The organism is Cytobacillus sp., assembly GCF_964223445.1.
Lineage (GTDB): Bacteria > Bacillota > Bacilli > Bacillales > Cytobacillaceae > Cytobacillus.
Genome location: NZ_CAXQGS010000066.1, coordinates 1 through 15,105, shown reverse-complemented (window position 1 = coordinate 15,105; position 15,105 = coordinate 1). Strand labels below are relative to the sequence as shown.

15 protein-coding genes are annotated in these 15,105 nt (G+C 41.6%); 10 read left to right on the top strand and 5 right to left on the bottom strand.

From position 1 onward, the window contains the following. Nucleotides 1-19: 19 nt before the first annotated feature. The 5 genes from ACEQ1T_RS12480 to ACEQ1T_RS12460 all read left to right on the top strand — a co-directional run bounded on the left by ACEQ1T_RS12480 (nt 20) and on the right by ACEQ1T_RS12460 (nt 6,698). The gene (locus tag ACEQ1T_RS12480) at nt 20-973 is read left to right on the top strand and encodes a DMT family transporter (protein WP_370223172.1); all 954 of its coding nucleotides are present in this window, start codon (nt 20-22) and stop codon (nt 971-973) included. Nucleotides 974-1,348: 375 nt separating this feature from the next. Next, complete coding sequence (locus tag ACEQ1T_RS12475; RefSeq protein ID WP_370223171.1) at nt 1,349-2,350, top strand: LLM class flavin-dependent oxidoreductase; 1,002 nt, start codon at nt 1,349-1,351, stop codon at nt 2,348-2,350. Between the two features lie 500 nt (nt 2,351-2,850). Next, nucleotides 2,851-4,413, top strand: a complete 1,563-nt coding sequence (locus ACEQ1T_RS12470) for a spore germination protein (protein ID WP_370223169.1) — start codon at nt 2,851-2,853, stop codon at nt 4,411-4,413. 24 nt (nt 4,414-4,437) lie between these two features. After that, nucleotides 4,438-5,529 (top strand): spore germination protein, encoded by a 1,092-nt coding sequence (locus ACEQ1T_RS12465; RefSeq protein WP_206839383.1) that lies wholly within the window; start codon nt 4,438-4,440, stop codon nt 5,527-5,529. Then, entirely contained in the window at nt 5,526-6,698 is a 1,173-nt protein-coding gene (locus ACEQ1T_RS12460; protein WP_370223168.1) for a Ger(x)C family spore germination protein, read from the top strand. The genes ACEQ1T_RS12465 and ACEQ1T_RS12460 overlap by 4 nt, the downstream gene beginning before the upstream one ends. A 33-nt stretch (nt 6,699-6,731) precedes the next feature. Here ACEQ1T_RS12460 and ACEQ1T_RS12455 read toward each other — a convergent pair whose 3' ends face one another. Further along, a complete protein-coding gene (locus ACEQ1T_RS12455) occupies nt 6,732-7,463 on the bottom strand; it encodes a hypothetical protein (protein WP_370223167.1) in 732 nt (243 codons plus the stop codon). Nucleotides 7,464-7,602: 139 nt separating this feature from the next. On the opposite strand from ACEQ1T_RS12455, the gene ACEQ1T_RS12450 reads away from it, so the two are divergent. After that, nucleotides 7,603-8,607 (top strand): LysM peptidoglycan-binding domain-containing protein, encoded by a 1,005-nt coding sequence (locus tag ACEQ1T_RS12450; protein ID WP_370223165.1) that lies wholly within the window; start codon nt 7,603-7,605, stop codon nt 8,605-8,607. Nucleotides 8,608-8,640: 33 nt separating this feature from the next. Here the strand turns inward: ACEQ1T_RS12450 and ACEQ1T_RS12445 are convergent, their stop codons facing one another. After that, complete coding sequence (locus ACEQ1T_RS12445; protein ID WP_211202532.1) at nt 8,641-8,871, bottom strand: hypothetical protein; 231 nt, start codon at nt 8,869-8,871, stop codon at nt 8,641-8,643. Between the two features lie 188 nt (nt 8,872-9,059). On the opposite strand from ACEQ1T_RS12445, the gene ACEQ1T_RS12440 reads away from it, so the two are divergent. From ACEQ1T_RS12440 to ACEQ1T_RS12425, 4 genes are all read left to right on the top strand, one after another. Beyond that, a complete protein-coding gene (locus tag ACEQ1T_RS12440) occupies nt 9,060-9,485 on the top strand; it encodes a VOC family protein (protein WP_206839386.1) in 426 nt (141 codons plus the stop codon). Between the two features lie 116 nt (nt 9,486-9,601). Then, the gene (locus tag ACEQ1T_RS12435; RefSeq protein ID WP_370223164.1) at nt 9,602-10,135 is read left to right on the top strand and encodes an N-acetyltransferase family protein; all 534 of its coding nucleotides are present in this window, start codon (nt 9,602-9,604) and stop codon (nt 10,133-10,135) included. Between the two features lie 232 nt (nt 10,136-10,367). After that, the gene (locus ACEQ1T_RS12430) at nt 10,368-11,024 is read left to right on the top strand and encodes a hypothetical protein (RefSeq protein WP_206839387.1); all 657 of its coding nucleotides are present in this window, start codon (nt 10,368-10,370) and stop codon (nt 11,022-11,024) included. A gap of 12 nt (nt 11,025-11,036) precedes the next feature. After that, nucleotides 11,037-11,624, top strand: a complete 588-nt coding sequence (locus tag ACEQ1T_RS12425) for a hypothetical protein (RefSeq protein WP_370223163.1) — start codon at nt 11,037-11,039, stop codon at nt 11,622-11,624. Between the two features lie 168 nt (nt 11,625-11,792). Here ACEQ1T_RS12425 and ACEQ1T_RS12420 read toward each other — a convergent pair whose 3' ends face one another. From ACEQ1T_RS12420 to ACEQ1T_RS12410, 3 genes are read right to left on the bottom strand one after another with little or no spacing between them, the layout of a single operon-like run. After that, complete coding sequence (locus tag ACEQ1T_RS12420) at nt 11,793-12,884, bottom strand: acetyl-CoA C-acyltransferase (protein WP_370223193.1); 1,092 nt, start codon at nt 12,882-12,884, stop codon at nt 11,793-11,795. After that, entirely contained in the window at nt 12,880-14,331 is a 1,452-nt protein-coding gene (locus ACEQ1T_RS12415; protein ID WP_370223161.1) for an AMP-binding protein, read from the bottom strand. The genes ACEQ1T_RS12420 and ACEQ1T_RS12415 overlap by 5 nt, the downstream gene beginning before the upstream one ends. A 35-nt stretch (nt 14,332-14,366) precedes the next feature. Then, nucleotides 14,367-14,930, bottom strand: a complete 564-nt coding sequence (locus ACEQ1T_RS12410) for a biotin transporter BioY (RefSeq protein WP_206839392.1) — start codon at nt 14,928-14,930, stop codon at nt 14,367-14,369. Between the last annotated feature and the right edge of the window lie 175 nt (nt 14,931-15,105).

Sequence of the window (15,105 nt, the reverse complement as noted above, 5' to 3'; positions counted from 1 at the left end):
TATTTAAGGTGGAATTTACATGAGGGGTCGTTCAAGGAGTACCGGTTTATTGCTTGTTATTTTTGGAGCTTCATTTTGGGGTGTTGGCGGAACAGTTGCGCAAAAGCTTTTTCAGGAATTTGGAATCTCTGTTGATTGGCTTGTTACTGCCCGTCTGCTGACAGCAGGTGTTCTTCTGTTAGCCGTTCAATTTCTGCTGAAAGACCGCTCACAGGTATTTGGAGTCTGGAAAAATAAAAAGGCAGCCATCATGCTCTTGATCTTTGGTCTCGCAGGAATGCTAGCCGTGCAGTATACCTATATGGCATCCATCCATCATGGCAATGCGGCTGTTGCCACACTGCTTCAATATCTGGCACCTGCTATGATTATCATTTACCTGGTTTTACGGAAACAAACGGTGTTTTCAAGACAGGATTTTGTAACAATTTCCCTTGCCCTGTCAGGCTGCTTCTTTCTTTTGACCAACGGTTCTGTTTCTCAGCTGTCCGTACCGGCACCGGCAATTGTCTGGGGAGTTCTATCTGGTGTGGCACTGGCGTTTTATACTTTGTATGCCGTCCCGCTGCTGAAGGAATATGATTCCCTTGTCGTGGTTGGATGGGCGATGGTCATTGGCGGATCTGCATTGAGTTTCATCCATCCCCCATGGCAAATGGATTTCGGCAGCTTATCGGCTGAAGCATTCCTGTATTTGGTTTTCGTAATTATTTTTGGAACAATGCTTGCGTTCTGGTTCTATATTGAAAGTCTCCAAACCCTTTCTCCAACGGAAACCAGTCTATTAAGCAGCCTGGAGCCCCTCGCTGCAGTATTTACTACTGTTATCTGGCTCAATGAACCATTCGGCATGTTTCAATGGGCGGGTACAGCCTGTATCTTTGGAATGATTCTGCTGCTGGCTATGAGTAAAAAGGAACCTGCAAAGAACAGTGATTGTCCTGAGAACGAAGAACCGTTAAGAGTAAGCTGATAACCAGCCCCTATAGAAGGGGCTGGTTTTTTCATACTTAGGCTGTGGGTAAAATCTGATGTTGGACATGGATACAATTTCGCTCATAAAATAGGGTTCCCGCTCATAACCCGAGGATAATCGCTCATAAAATAGGATTTTCGCTCATAACCCGAGGAAAATCGCTTATAAAATATGGTTTTCGCTCATAACCCGAGGAAAATCGCGCATAAAATAGCATTTCCGCTCATAACCCGAAGAAAATCGCTCATAACCTTTATAATTTAATTCTTAATAAATTCTCCTCTATAATTTTGCTCACACTAAGCATTATATTTTCCTAAATTTATTTCGGTTGTTAAAATAAAATCAATTCTTCATGAAGGAGATAATAAAATGACAAATATACAAATACCTGTTTCTGTTTTGAATCTTGCCCCAATACGAGAGGGGAAGGAAAGCAGACAGGCGATCGAGGATCTGGTTGATCTGGCTCAGGCAACAGAGGAGATGGGCTACAAACGCTATTGGATTGCGGAGCATCATAATACTCCGACACTGGTCAGTTCTGCCACTGCTATACTTATAAAGCATGCATTGGAACATACAAAAACCATTCGAATCGGCTCCGGCGGAATTATGCTGCCTAACCATGCACCATTAGTTGTTGCCGAGCAGTTCGGAACGATGGCGACCATTTATCCGGATCGTGTCGATCTTGGTCTTGGAAGGGCACCTGGTACGGATATGATGACGGCTAATGCGCTTCGCCGCTCGAAAAATGATTCTGTTTATACATTCCCGGAAGATGTGAAGCAGCTGCTGACATACTTTGGTCCATTAGAGGAGCAAAGTTATGTAAAAGCACACCCGGGAGTGGAAACGAACATTCCAATTTATATTCTTGGCTCTTCGACAGATTCTGCCTATTTGGCTGCTGAGCTGGGGCTTCCTTATGTATTTGCCTCACACTTTGCGCCAAGATGGATGGAGGATGCCATCCGGATCTACCGTGCCAACTTTAAGCCTTCTAAGTATCTCGATAAACCATATATGATGGTTTGCTTAAATGTCATTGCAGCGGAAACGGATGAGGAAGCCGAATTCTTATCAACCACGATGAAGCAGTTCTTCTTGAATGTTGTCAGAGGAACTTCCATGAAATTGAGCCCGCCAGTTGAGGACTTGGATTCGATCTGGAACCCAATGGAGAAGGAAGCGGCAGAGGGAATGTCAAGCGTGACCTTTATGGGGAGCAAAGAAACAGTCAAAGGGCAGCTGGAACAGTTCCAGGATATGTACAATGTTGACGAAATCATGGCGGTTTCTTATATCTATGATGAAGAAAAACAAAAACGATCATATGAAATATTCAAAGAAATTACAGACGGCAAATGAGCGGGGAAATTATTCCCCGCTTTTTTCATTTAATATTTGTTAAAGTTTTAAACTTCGATAACTGTCTAGTACAAGCAGCATGCCCCCTTTAGGTGTCGGGGCGGGCAAGGCGCTTTGCGCTTTTCGTATTTCTCGGGAAAGCGCAGGATTAGACTTTTCTTGCGCTGAAAGGTCGGAAAATGGCTCTTTATGGCGAAATGGATACGCTTACATAAAAAAACAAAAAAACTGCATTGAGAGCTCTATAAAAATTTCTTTAAACATGGTATTTGAATGGATGTTTGAATGAATGAAGTGGAAGCCTAATCACATCAGTAATAATTCCTGTACCGTTCAGCAGCATTTTAGCTGATTTAAAGGGTGAATAAAATGTGGAAAGCTATCGTTTCCCATCTTCCTGATTGGGAGATTCTCTTCCAGAGTTTTGCAGTGCTAATTGTACCTTTAGGGATTTCAGCATTATTTCGCAAAATCGGGCCTTCAAAGGATGGTTCTTTAAAATGAAAATTTACCAGATAAAAAAGAAACCACTAAAAAACAGCATCAGGAAACATGGCGGGATAAATGAAGGTGAAACTGCTTATAGCCTTTCTGGTGATATTCATAAAGATCTGGAAGTATTCGAAAAGGAGATTGGCCATAATTCAGACGTTCATTTTCGGGAGTTTAATATTGGGCTGACGAGTATTCGGGGTGCACTAATCTTTATTGACGGCCTTTCAGATAAAGAGCTGATTGATAAACATATCATGAAGTCGCTAATGCAGGATTTTACAGATACACAGCATTATGGCAGCCATGAGGTAAATGAGAAATTCACAGTCGATTATATAAAAAATCATATTCTATCCCTCAGTGATATTTATACTGCCTCTATTATAAAAGAAACGGTACCGCAAATCTTAAAGGGCTCTGCTGTACTTCTCCTGGATGGATCCTCAAAAATGCTTATATTGGGTACCGCAAAGGGGAAAACACGAAATATTGAAGAGCCTGTTTCCGAGCAGGCTGTCAGAGGGCCGCGTGAAGGCTTCACAGAAAATCTTAGTGATAATACAGCTCTATTAAGGAGAAATGGAGGAACGGAAAAGCTGATATTCACAAAGTTTATAGTCGGAAAGCGCTCAAAAAAGGACCTTATTGTTGCTTATATTGAAGATATTGCAAATCCATCAATAGTTGAGGAAGTAAAATCGAGAATCAGGGAAATTGACATCGACAATGTGATGGAATCAGGGTATGTAGAACAGCTTATTGAGGATAATTACATTAGTCCATTTCCCCAGGTGCAGAATACTGAACGGCCTGACAGGGTAAATGCTGCTTTAATGGAAGGGAGAGTGGCCATTTTGCTGGATGGCACCCCATTTGCACTCCTGGTTCCTGTAACATTCAGCATGATGCTTCAAGCCTCTGAGGATTATTATGAACGCTGGATTTCCGGCTCGCTCATCCGATTATTGCGTTTTATTGCTATCTTTATATCTCTTTTTGGACCTGCGCTGTACATATCTTTTGTCTCGTTCCACCAGGGACTGATCCCGACTAAATTAGCGATGTCCATTATCGGCACCAGGGACGGGGTTCCTTTTCCTTCTATAATAGAAGCTCTGATTATGGAAGTGGCAATAGAAATTCTTCGTGAGGCCGGGCTGAGGCTGCCAAAGCCAATTGGCCCTGCAATCGGCATTGTCGGCGCTTTAATTATTGGGGAAGCAGCAGTTTCAGCAGGAATCGTAAGCCCAATTATGGTCATTGTTGTTGCGGTTACCGCCATTTCATCTTTTGCTATTCCTGAATATAGCTTAGGGATTTCTCTGCGCTATCTTCGTTTTGCCTGCATGTTTTTTGCTGCTGTTTTTGGTTTATATGGAGTTATTTTGTTTTTCCTTTTTATCAGCAGTCATTTAGTCAAGCTCAAGAGTTTTGGTGTCCCCTTTATCAGTCTGGCCGTTCCTTACCGGCTTAGTGACTGGAAGGACTTTATCGTACGATTCCCTTTAAAAGTATTGAAAGAAAGGCCAAGTATGTTTCATCCAAAAGATCCGACTCGGAAAAGATAGACTATTTCACAGGAGGTTATCCGCTTGAAAATCGGTTCAAAGGAGAAGCTTTCAAGTCTTCAAGCAGCTGTCATCCTGGTTAATTATATTCTTGCTGCAGGCATACTTACCTTACCGCGATCATCAGCAGAAAAATTGAAATCGCCTGATGTTTGGATAACAGTAATTCTAGGCGGTCTATTAGCAATGGGATCAGGGGTAATAATCGCGAAGCTTAGCCAAAGGTATCCTGGCAGGACCATTTATAAATATAGTCAGGAAATAGCAGGCAAATGGATCGGCAGTTTCCTCAGTCTGGTCATGGTCATTTATTTCTTTAGCCTTGCTGCCTATGAAGTAAGGGTACTTTCAGAGGTAACAAGTTTATTTTTGCTTGAAGGCACCCCTATTTGGGCGATCATTATGCCATTTATGTGGATAGGCCTTTATCTCATCGTCGGGGGCATTGACCCAATTGCCCGTTTATTTGAACTGATTCTTCCGATTACCGTAATCATTTTTCTAATTGTCATCAGCATGAGTATGGGAATCTTTGAACTTGATAATCTCCGTCCGGTTTTAGGTTCAGGAATAACTCCTATTATAAAAGGTGTGAGTACGACAGTTGTCGCTTTCTTAGGAATCGAGATTATGCTTGTCATTGTCGCTTTTATGGATAAGCCATCACAGGCAGTGAAGGTAGTCTTAGTTGGCACAGGAACTTCAATGTGCTTTTATTTGATTACAGTGGTTATGGTTATTGGAGCACTGTCTGTGGATGGCGTCTTAACGAAAACCTGGCCAACGATAGATCTGATCCGAAGTTTTGAAATCCAAGGGCTCATTTTTGAAAGATTTGAGTCTTTATTGCTGACTATTTGGATCATGCAGATCTTTACAACCTTTACTATCACCTTTTATGCAGCTTCGCTGGGTCTTTCTCAAATCTTTAAAAAGAAAATCGGACCATTTCAGTTTGGCCTGCTGCCTGTTATTTACCTCATAGGAATGATTCCTGCCAATATGAATGAAGTGTTTGCAATGGGCGATATGATTGGAAATACGGCTCTTTTATTATTTGGTGTTTTGCCCATCGCCTTGCTTATCATTTCAAAAATAAAGGGTGGTAAAGCATGAAACTGACTCAGAAAGTCCTGCTTTTTATACTGGTGGTTATATTTTTATCCGGCTGCTGGAGCAGCAAGGAAATCGAGGAGCTTGGACTTATAATAGGTACGGCCATTGACTTGGACAATGAAGGGGAATTTGAAGATCGCCAAAGAGGCATGACCAATGGTGATGTTTTCAAATTGACGAATCAGCTTATTACGGCAGAGACAGCCAATAATGCAATGAATGGCGGGCAATCACAAGTGAGGGCATATAAAAATATTACGGAAACAGGAGATGCGGTTCTCCCTGCTTTGAGAAATATGATTCTGCGAATTGACAAACGTGCTTTTGGAGAACATGCCAAAGTCATCGTTATTGGGGAGGAACTTGCCCGCAGCTATAATCTTGAACAGGTGCTCGATTTTTTTCGCAGAGAACAGGAGATGCGGCCAAGTACGCTAATTGTTATTGCCAAAGGCAGTGCAAGTAAAACCCTGGAATCTGCCGAGGCAACTGTTATTCCTGCAATCCAGGTTGTCGAAATGGTACAAGGTATGGAACGGACCACGAAAATCCTTACTCCCACGCCAATAGCCAAAATAGAAGGGCAGCTGAATTCAGGAAATAGCTTTCTCTTGCAGACAGTTGCGACAGAAAATAATGATAGAAAGCTTACAGGTGCTGCAATGATTGACGGAAATACGAAGACTCTCCGTGCATTCTTGAATGATCAGGAAACTGAAGGAGTATCCTGGATAACAGGGAAAGGGAAAGGCGGGCTTGTAAGGAGCTATGATGATGAAGCGCATCTGCCAATTGTATATGAGAGTTTATCGATGAAAAGTAAAATAAAACCCACTGTAAAAGGAGATTCGATTTCTTTCACGGTTAAAATTGAAACTGAAGGGCGTATAGGTGAGCATTGGGATATCAGTGGAAAAGCATTTGACAGCAAGTACATGAAAAGGGCGGAAAAAGCTGCAGAAAAAGAAATTGAGCGTCTGGTAAAAAATGTATTAGCGAAAACACAGGAAGAGTATAAAATGGATGTCATGGGATTTGGAAGAAGTCTTCAAATCAGTTATCCTCAAGTGTGGAATAAGGTTAAAAATAATTGGGATGAAACGTTTAGTGAGATTCCGGTTAAATTCAGCATTAACGTATCAATAAAAGAAATGGGGACATCAGGCTAAGTTGAAGGGCAGCTGCGGCTGAGTGCAGATGCCCTAATATGTTTCTATATTTTCTTCTCTATAAAGGGCAGGGTTGGCCGCAGTATTCAAACTCTGTGCAGACGCCCACAAATTCGCCAGAAAGCGCGGCATCATCTGCTGTGAAGGAATAATACCATATCTTGAAAAGTAAACAAACAGTTTCAAATAAATTCTAGCATTATTCGGCAGGTGTATTTCCCTGGCATAGTAATCATTTTCCGTGATGGTCGCAAAAGAACGTGTCTCAAATCCTGAAATAAACCGTGTGCTTTTACCTTTGTATTCATTTTGGATATAATGGATTTTTTTAATTATCGCGGGATCATCCGAACCATCATAATTGGCCATTCTTGCCTGTCGAAATGCAGGGACAGAAGACAGGTTATCTGATAAAGCAAAAGCGTGCCCGTATGCTTTATCATGTCCTTCGTATAACGGCCTGATTTGTATTTTCTCCATTAAATCCGCTAGGGGCAATTCCTCCTTCTTTAAATAGGGCGGCCTGAAGATCTGTCTGGAAAGCTTAAGCTCATCCAGTGAATCACAAACGAATGAAGTGAAAAAATACCACTGCCCATTGTCATCCACGCTGACATCATAATCCTGCCCATCTTTTTCGAGCCGGTAATCGATAAATCGGTCTTCACGGTCGAAAGTAAAATCTGATTGTTCTATTTCTGCCGGCCTGAATCCAACAGGAATCTGAACAGGTACACAAACCTCTGAGAAGTAATCATTTTTCATGCTGATACACACCTTACATTTTTTTTTAGTTTTCCCTGCTATAGAAAATACCCTGCAGATTTTTGGTCATGCCAAAAAGTTAGGATAAATTCCTTTAGTTAAATAAAAATAATAAAAACGAATGGAAAGGACATTGAGAATGAAAAAATGCATTTTTCTAGTCTTTAGTCTTGCATTAAACTGGCAATTCAATTGGATCTCTGTACATGCAGAAAACAATCCCCGCAATATTTATGAGGTAAAGCAGGGGGATACCCTGACATTAATTGCAAAAAAATATGGATCAACCGCAGGGGACTTGAAGCAATACAACGGTTTGCAGTCAGACAGGCTTTTAATAGGGCAAAAGCTCCGTGTTCCAATCATGTACAAAGTAGCACACGGAGATACACTATGGATGCTGGCGGAAAAATATGATTCAGCCGTGCCGATTATTAAGTCAGCAAATGGGCTATCATCCAGTTCCATAAATGCAGGGCAAAAGCTAAGGATTGTTCCCAGGAAATTGTCCATGAATGGAAAGTTTGTCCTCATGACAAGAGAGGAATTCCGGGATTGGATATTCAATCAGAAGTTCACGAGAAAAGTGGCTAAAGTTCAGCAGCATCACACTTATCAGCCTTCTTACAAACAGTTCAATGGTTCAAATCATTTTGCTTTAATGAAGGGAATGGAGGAGTATCATATAAGCGGCATGAAGTGGAGTATGATCAGCCAGCAGCTGACGACTTTCCCGGATGGAAAGGTGGCAGTGGGGAGGCCGTTCGATATAGCACCGGAAGGATCATTTGGACTTCAGAATAAAGAAGCTATGCACAAGATTGAAGCGGATGCGATAGCGATTGAAAATCTCGGGAATTTTGACGATAATCATATGACTGGTGAACAAAAAGAAACAATCGTGACAGTCACAGCTCTCCTGATGATGAAATATGGCCTGGCACCATCCATAGACAGCATCACCTATCATCATTGGTGGGATATTAACTCAGGTGAGCGGGTGCTGGACAGCAGTCATGGGCATGCTGTGAAAACCTGTCCCGGCACCGAATTCTTTGGCGGGAATTCGACTGCAAGCGCTAAGAATAATTTTTATCCTCTAATCAGGAAAAAAATGCAAGAAATCAGAGAAACATTGCACTAATATGAAAAACCCGCAGAATTTGGCGGGTTTTTCTCATCGCTTTTTCTTTTTCTTTTTATCATCTTCTGCTGCAAGCTTCGCTTTATTCACACTTTCAAGCTCTACCTGAATATGGATTTTTCTTTCCTCTACTGCCGTTACACTGGTCACTTTGCCTTTTCGTCCTTTGATCTTAACCTCTTCACCTTCATTTGGAACACTGTTGCGAAGCTGATTTAATAAAACATTTCTCCCATCAAGATAATACACCGTAAACACTCTCATCACACCTTTTTTCTATGGAATGTGGTACAAGTTATTGCACCTTTCCTATAAAATATAGAATTAGTGAATAAAATAGACCGATTATATTTATTTTTTTAAATAACAGTTGCGAACGTATGTTCTTTGTAGTAAAATCAATTTTGTAATAAATGTTAAGAAAAATGAAAAAATTAGGGGAGCTGATTAAGATGACAGTTAAAGTGATTCCATATTTAGTGATGGACGGAAATGCGACTGAAGCAATTGAATTTTACAGAGAGGCGCTGGAAGCGGAAGTTCTGTATAAGCAAACATTTGAGGAAGGGCCGGAAAACCCTGAATATCCACTTCCAGAAGATGCAAAGAACCGCATTATGCATGCAACTTTAAAGATTGGGGAGAACGAACTCATGTTTAGCGATACATTCCCTGGCCAGAGTCATCAAATAGGCAATCAGGTGACCATTTGCCTCTCTACATCAGATTCTCAAAAATCGAAGAAATTTTTTGAAGCACTGCAGCAGGACGGACAAGTGACGATGCCTCTTCAGGAAACATTTTTCAGCCCTGCATATGGCAGCGTAATCGACAAATTCGGAGTGAATTTTCAAATCTATACAGAAGGCGACCATTAATTAACTGTATGAGCCATTCTTTTATGGAGGAGAATCGGCTCTTCTTCTTGAACTTCGTGATATTTCTCAAGATAAAAAGAGAGGGAATTTTATGATTATAAAACCAAAAGAATACATTGTTAAAAAATTTTAACTATATTATAAGATCTGCTGTCGAGGAAGATGCAAAGGAACTATCTGCAGTAAGGGTGCAGATTGATGGAGAAACGGAGAACATGGACCGCGAAGCAGGCGAAGCATACATAGATGAAACTGATTTTAAGGAGTTAGTTAATAAAGATTCCATTAGTGGCCGGAATCTATTTTTGGTTGCTGAAGTGAATGGGAAAATTGCCGGCTTCTCCAGATGTGAAGGCAGCGAACTGAAAAGAAGCGGGCATAAAGTGGAATTTGGAGTATGTGTACTCAAGGAATTCTGGGGCTTTGCTATTGGAAAAAATCTTTTAGTTCAGTCTATTCAATGGGCGGACTCCAATCATATTAAGAAGATTACTTTAAATGTTCTTGAAACAAACGAGAAGGCGATTAAGCTTTATGAGCAAAATGGCTTCGAAATTGAAGGAATATTAAAAATGGATAAACAGCTGTCTGATGGCAGATATTACAGCACCATTGCAATGGGAAGGATTAATAACAAAACTCTAAGCTGAAAATTTTTGCTTGTATCAATGGAAGATGCGAACACTTGAAGGAGCAAAAGTATAAAGCACAGCGGACTCATCCCGAAGCATTTTGGTTCGCTGTTTTCTTGGCTATCAAATCCCAGTCTGCATTCTAATTCATTTTATCGGACCCCGGACTGCTTCCCATCATTTACACAACTCCGTACCCCTTATTTATTAATTGAATATAATTTAACATACGTCAGCTAAGGAGTATGTTATGGACAATCAACTAAAAGAGATCGTCGGAGCGACTTTAGCTGCGATCGGAACGATCATTTCAGCTGTCTCAACCATACCCGCAAAGTCAGAAAAAATGGAAAAACTCTTTGATGGCCTTGATATCGTGGGAAACAGCCTCCAAGGAACAGGTAACGCTCTTCAGGCGGATGGGCAAAGCGGACCGTCACTTGAAAAAGTCGGGAATGAGATACAGGCAATCGGAAACAGTACTGTCATCGCCGGATTAACTTTAGACTTAGAGGATGAAAATGAAGAGAAATTAGTGATCGCAGGAAACTGGCTTCAGGCTCTTGGCGGAGCGGCAGCACTTGGAGATGAATTTGAAGATCCCACTGCAGCCGGTCAGATTTTTAATATAAATGGCAATCTACTTCAATCGATTGGCAATTCCCTTCAGGCATATGGGGGCACGATAAATCTCAAGGAAAAAGAGCTGGGAGAATCGGGAGACAGCGCAAATAATATTATTGCCGTTGGAAGCTGGATTCAGGCTGTCGGCTCTGTTTTATCAGTAATTGGCCAGATTCAGGAGGAAAATCAGGAGATAACTTCTGATAGCACTTCTGAGAGCAGTGAAGAAAACAATGAAGCTGACTCAAAACCTTCTGTGTGGCTAAATGAAGAACTTCTTTAGAGAGGGGTAATCATGTATCTTGAAGGAGATGATCTATTAACTATCGGAGCGTATTTTTTGGTTGCGGGCACATTTATTTCTGCGATTGGTGAAACCATGAAGCCAGATGAAAACAATTTCAACAAAAAATTAATACGCGACGGAAACGGAGTCCAGGCAGTTGGCAATAGCCTGCAGGGATTTGGAAGAATAAGCGTGGCTGAAGGTAATGAAGAAGCTGCTAATTTATATGGAATTATCGGTAGCTTTACACAGGCAGGCGGCAATTCAATCAACACAGCTGCAAACAATATCGAAATTCAAAATCCATCAGTCTCTGTGTCAGGCTTTAATTCACTGGGCAGTACCATTCAATCGATGGGGGCAGCATTGGAAGCTGCGGGAGTGGCAAACGAGGAGAACAATATTCTCAGCAATCTCGAGACACTGGGCTACTCATTAATATCCGTATCGGCCATCCTTGACGCTTTAGGAATTCTTATAGAAGATGAAGAGAGCATACAAAAAAGACTGCTTCTGGCAGCAGGGGGATGGCTGGAATTCATTGGTGCTTCTCTGGGCGCTTATGTTATAATCCAGGCAGCTGATGAAACTGTATGATTTTGCTGCATTAATAAAGAAAATAACCTGTTATCATGATGATATCAGTTGATATGTGTCGAATAGCAAAATGCTAGCAGGTGATATTTTTGTGCTAATATGTCGAATTTATCGTTGATTATTCAAAAAACCTGGAATAACAATACTCCAGGCTTACGTACAGGTTTATTATACACCTTCAAACAAAACAGCAACCCCGACGCCTCCTCCGCTTCCAATGGCAGCTAATACATATTTGGAAGGAGATCTTCTTTGGACATCATGAAATAATTTTGTAACCATTACAGCACCTGAAGCTCCATAAGGATGGCCAATTGTTAGAGCGCCTCCATTAACATTCAGTTTTTCATATGGAATTGAGAGCTCATTGGAGCATGCAGCAATTTTTGAGGCGAATGCTTCATTAATTTCTATTAAATCAATATCGTCAATCGTTAAATAATTTCTTTCCAGGATCGCTTGTATTGCTGGGACAGGCGCAGATCCCGGATAGTTGGGGTGTACACCAGCTACTGCACTATCGGCAAAACGCAGAATGGGCCTGTATCCATTTTTAATAGCTGTTTCTTCTTCCATGACCAGCACAGCAGATGCCCCGTCATGGATGCCGCAGCTATTGGCTGCTGTTACAGTGCCATCCTTTTTAAATATAGGCTTTGCACGTTTAAGAAGAGTCTCCATTTTTCTTTTTCTAAAAAACTCTTCATCATGCAGATGGCTTCCAATTGGGATCATTTCCTCTGTCAGCAGTCCATTTTCAAAGGCCTTCCAGCTCCGTTCATAGCTCAATTGTGCGTATGTATCCTGACTTTCCCTTGATATGCTGTACATCTCGGCCACATTTTCCGCTGCTGCACCCATATCGGGGTCTCCGATTTTGTCCGGGGAGAATCGGGCCCTTTTGGAAAAGGGAGAGGTGCTGGCACTTTCCGTACCACCCGCTATATAACAAGTCCCTGCACCTCCCTGGATGGAATAGCATGCCAAGCGAATGGCTTCAAGACCCGCACTGCATTGCCTGTCCAGGGTTAAGCCCGGAACAGACAGAGGGAGTCCTGCTTCCAATGCTGACAAGCGTGCTACATTTCCGCCAGGTCCAACGACATTGCCCAAGATGACATCATCAATTTTTTCTTCTATACCTGCAGCCAGATAATTTAGAAGCGGAGCAGCGAGTTCATGAGGTTCATAGTCTTTAAGCATCCCATTTACTTTTCCGATAGGTGTTCTTTTTGCCTGTACAATCACTGCTTTCTTAATGGCTAATCACCTTACTTTCGATGGATTCCTTCAGCTGGGCACGTGCAATTTTTCCGCCGGCTGTGTAGGGCATTTCTTCAGTGAAGATCCATTTGCGCGGTACTTTGTAGGAGGCTAGATGTTTTTTGCATAGTCGCTTTAACTCAAGGACATCCGTTTTGCCTTTGATAACCGCAGCTGCAATTTGCCCCCAATATTGATCCTCCAGTCCAATCACAGCAGCCTCCTCGACATCCGGGTGCAAACTGATCACTTTTTCAATTTCTTCAGGAAAGATATTAATTGCCCCATATAAAATCATGTTCTTTTGCCTCCCGCTGATGTATAAATATCCTTCATCATCAACATAGCCCATATCATCAACGGTGGCCCATCCATCCTGATCCTTTATGGAATGGATTATTTCATTTGAAAGGTAACCATCGAAAATAAGTTCGCTTCTGACATATATTTTGCCAATTTCATAAGGAGCGAGCTTCCTGCTGTCTGTTCCTCTAATTTCGATTTCAACACCATGGCAGGGCTTTCCGACTGATCCTGCCTTATCCTCATCAGCAAGAAATGTTACATAGCTCAATTCACTCGCTCCATAAAATTCGATCATGGAGAGCTGGGGGAATATTTTGCTGATTTCCAGCTTCGACGTTTCATCCCATTTCGCACCTGAGGAAAAGATTTTTATCGGTTTATCTATGATTCTTTTTTCTCTTAAAATAGCTGAAACCATCGTCGGAACTGTATAAAGTGTGCTGATGGGCTGCTCCTCGATACATGAGAGAACCTGTGGTGCACTGAATTTTTCGAGCAGGTGAACCGTTCCGCCCGTACAGAGCGTACTTACCGCACCATACAAGAAATGAGAATGGATAAGTGCCCCTGGTATCAGTACGTGCTCTTTCTCATCCATCTTAAAATCATAATGGTTCACCTCGAAGCTGGCCGCCCAGGAACTATGGGAACGGATAAAAGCTTTTGGGCTTCCGGTCGTTCCTGAAGTAAATCCCATATAAAATGGGGAGTTAGTTTCTGAATCGATGTGAAAATTAGTGCTCTGACCGCAGATTTCCTCCAGGGCATCCTCCCAGATAAGCACGAAAGGGTGAAGGCGGGCAATCTGATCATAGTATTCTTTAACTGTGATCACGATAGCAGGGCTGGATATTTCGATTCGCTGGTTAAGTTCTTCGGCTTTCCATTTTAAGTCGAAAGGTACAGCTGTCCATCCAGCCATGGAGGCACCTATGAATAATTGCAGAAAAGGAATTCCATTTGGCAGCAGGATTGCTGCAGTTTTATTGGTTACAGATAGTGAATTAAGCCAGTTAGCAGTTTTGCTGAGATGAGAGCTCCATTCTTTATAGCTTAAAGTTTGGCTTTTTGAAATGATTGCGGCTTTTGATGGAGATTCTTCAGCGAGTTTTTGTATATTAGCTGTAATATTAGTCAACGGGTTGTTCCTCTCCTTATGGAAAAGGAGACACCTTAAAGTGTCTCCAGAGATTTAGAAAATTGCTTATTGATTATCGGATGCTTGAGCAGCCTGTAAACCAGGAATGAGGCGAGGGTTGCTTTTAACACATCTCCAGGGATATAAACAAGGCTTAATTTGATTGCATCAGCTAAAGGAATGTTCATCATAAATGCCTGTACCGGAATGCCAAATAGATAGATTAGGAATATTCCGGCAGTCAGGTTTATGAGCAGGATATTCATTAATTTTAAAGTTTTGAAGCGTGAAAGTAAATAGCCGATAAAAAATGCGGTAATCGGATAGGCAATCAAATACCCTGCACTTGGCCCGAAGAAAACCCCAATGCCTCCGCGGCCACCCGATAATAATGGTGCACCGGCAGCAACCAAGAGTAAAAACAATGCCATGCTGATTCCACCAAGCCTTGCGCCTAGAATACCGCCGGCCAAAAGGACTCCAAGTGTCTGCAAGGTAATCGGAACTGGTGTAAAAGATAGCATGATGGGAGGAACAAGACCAAGTGCTCCCATAACAGCCGCAAATAGTGCTACAAATGTCATCTCTTTAACTTTCATAATAACTCTCCAATACAGATTAATAGGTTAACTGGTTTTATTTTATGGTTTACATAAAAGTTTGTCAACCTGATATATAATGCAGTTTACACTTGTTTTTAGGAAGGACTGAAAAGGTGTTAACTAAATCTTAATGGACAATGAGTAAATGGATATAATATATTTTGATTATTCA

Coding starts and splice junctions, on each gene's coding strand:
- ACEQ1T_RS12480 (WP_370223172.1), top strand. CDS start 20: ATGAGGGGTCGTTCAAGGAGTACCGGTTTATTGCTTGTTATTTTTGGA.
- ACEQ1T_RS12475 (WP_370223171.1), top strand. CDS start 1,349: ATGACAAATATACAAATACCTGTTTCTGTTTTGAATCTTGCCCCAATA.
- ACEQ1T_RS12470 (WP_370223169.1), top strand. CDS start 2,851: ATGAAAATTTACCAGATAAAAAAGAAACCACTAAAAAACAGCATCAGG.
- ACEQ1T_RS12460 (WP_370223168.1), top strand. CDS start 5,526: ATGAAACTGACTCAGAAAGTCCTGCTTTTTATACTGGTGGTTATATTT.
- ACEQ1T_RS12455 (WP_370223167.1), bottom strand. CDS start 7,463: ATGAAAAATGATTACTTCTCAGAGGTTTGTGTACCTGTTCAGATTCCT.
- ACEQ1T_RS12450 (WP_370223165.1), top strand. CDS start 7,603: ATGAAAAAATGCATTTTTCTAGTCTTTAGTCTTGCATTAAACTGGCAA.
- ACEQ1T_RS12445 (WP_211202532.1), bottom strand. CDS start 8,871: ATGAGAGTGTTTACGGTGTATTATCTTGATGGGAGAAATGTTTTATTA.
- ACEQ1T_RS12440 (WP_206839386.1), top strand. CDS start 9,060: ATGACAGTTAAAGTGATTCCATATTTAGTGATGGACGGAAATGCGACT.
- ACEQ1T_RS12430 (WP_206839387.1), top strand. CDS start 10,368: ATGGACAATCAACTAAAAGAGATCGTCGGAGCGACTTTAGCTGCGATC.
- ACEQ1T_RS12425 (WP_370223163.1), top strand. CDS start 11,037: ATGTATCTTGAAGGAGATGATCTATTAACTATCGGAGCGTATTTTTTG.
- ACEQ1T_RS12410 (WP_206839392.1), bottom strand. CDS start 14,930: ATGAAAGTTAAAGAGATGACATTTGTAGCACTATTTGCGGCTGTTATG.